The sequence below is a fragment of the Acinetobacter sp. 1294596 genome (assembly GCF_000582925.1).
Lineage (GTDB): Bacteria > Pseudomonadota > Gammaproteobacteria > Pseudomonadales > Moraxellaceae > Acinetobacter > Acinetobacter radioresistens.
Map to the genome: position 1 here is coordinate 1 of NZ_JFCC01000094.1, position 1,791 is coordinate 1,791.

The 1,791-nt window shown below is 37.5% G+C and carries 1 protein-coding gene and 1 pseudogene; both read right to left on the minus strand.

The window, feature by feature from the left end:
• Positions 1-63 precede the first annotated feature (63 nt).
• Positions 64-546, minus strand: a pseudogene (locus J502_RS15925) (GGDEF domain-containing protein); the annotation flags it as partial.
• 12 nt (positions 547-558) lie between these two features.
• A protein-coding gene (locus J502_RS15930) for an IS3 family transposase (protein WP_155757378.1) occupies positions 559-1,718 on the minus strand; the annotation gives its coding sequence in 2 pieces (ribosomal slippage) (positions 559-1,484 and positions 1,484-1,718; 1,161 coding nt in all).
• Positions 1,719-1,791 lie beyond the last annotated feature (73 nt).

Sequence of the window (1,791 nt, forward strand, 5' to 3'; positions counted from 1 at the left end):
AATTTTATTAAATGAAATAATTAAATACTTATTATACAGATTATTTCTGTCGTTTTATTATAACTAGCTATATTTAATCTGATTACGGCCATTATTCTTTGCATAGTAAAGATTATTATCAGAAATCTTTAAAACTTGTGCAAATTCTTCTGCACTGTCTGGCCAAGATGCGATACCTATAGAAATGGTAATTCTACCTACATTATTAATTTCAAATGCCTCTACAATACGTCGAAATCTCTCTGCACTTTCATAAATTTCCTGCTTATTATTATTTGGAATAACCACAATAAACTCTTCACCTCCGTAACGACAGCACAGATCTTCTTTACGAAAATTTTCCTGTATAAGTTTCGCTAGAATTTTTAATACCTCATCTCCTATATCATGGCCATAAGTATCATTAACGCGTTTGAAACGGTCTATATCTATAAGTAGTATAGAAAAATGTATATCAGAATCTATCATTTCTTTAACAAAAATTTCCATGCCTCTACGGTTAAAGAGTTGAGTAAGGGGGTCAGAATTAATATGAAAGTTCATTTCATCAATTTGATCCTAGACAGTATCGTGGACAACCAGCCCCTCTAAACTTTTAATATATTTCTGTTCAAAGGCTTCTGGACTTAACCAGCCGTTTGCAGAATGTCTTCTGACCCGATTGTAATAAATTTCAATATAGTCAAACAAGACAGCATTCGCTTCTTTTCGAGTCGAAAACACACTGCCATGTACCACATGACCTTTTAATGTATGAAAGAAGCTTTCAGTCACTGCATTATCCCAACAGTTTCCACGTCTAGACATACTCTGAGTACAATCATTTGTCAGTAACAGCGCTCTAAAATCACGACTACAGTACTGTGAACCTTGGTCTGAATGAACCATAACACCAGTTGGATAACCCTGACGAGCCATTGCATAGTTAAACGTATCACACACCAACTGGCGGTCTATTCGATGGCTGGTTTGCCACCCCACGATACGACGGCTAAATAAATCTAGCATCACACATAAATACAACCAACCTTCTTTAGTGCGGATATAGGTAATGTCTGTTGTCCAGATCTTATTGGGTTGATTGACCGTAAATTGACGATCCAACAAGTTAGGCGCTGTAGGCAAACGATGGTTTGAATCAGTCGTATGCTTGTATTTACGTGCAATCCTGCTACGTAAACCAAGTTTTTTTAGCATCCTTCCAATAGTACGTTCGCTAATGTTGTAACCTAAATCATGCATGTCATGTACTAATGAAGGTGCACCCAATCGTGCATGATGCTGCCAATATACGGCTTTTAAGTCATTATATTTCTGTGCCGTATTGGCTTGACGTTTTCGCCAGGCATAATAGCCTGAAGTGCTGACACCTAGGTATTTACAGGCAGAAGATACGGTGACTTCATTCATATCTAGATCTTGAATTACCGTGTACTTTTCTTGGCATGATCTGTTAGAAAGTACACATGCGCTTTTTTTAAGATGTCATTGGCTTCCCTGAGCTGTTTGACTTCTTTCTCTAATTCTAAGATCCGCTGTTGTTCTGGTGAAAGTTGACGTTTGCTTGAACCCACTGGATTGGCTTCACGAATCCATTTGTCTAAAGTTGAATAACCCACACCTAATTTCTGGGCGATTGCAGCTATAGGTTCGTGGGAGTTTGAAAGTGCATAATCAATCGCTTGCTGTTTAAATTCGGGACTAAAACGTTTAGCCATTTCTTGAATCTCCAAAGATTAAAGTTACGTTATCTTTAGAGGGACGTGCTGTCCATTATTTTGGCTAGGATCA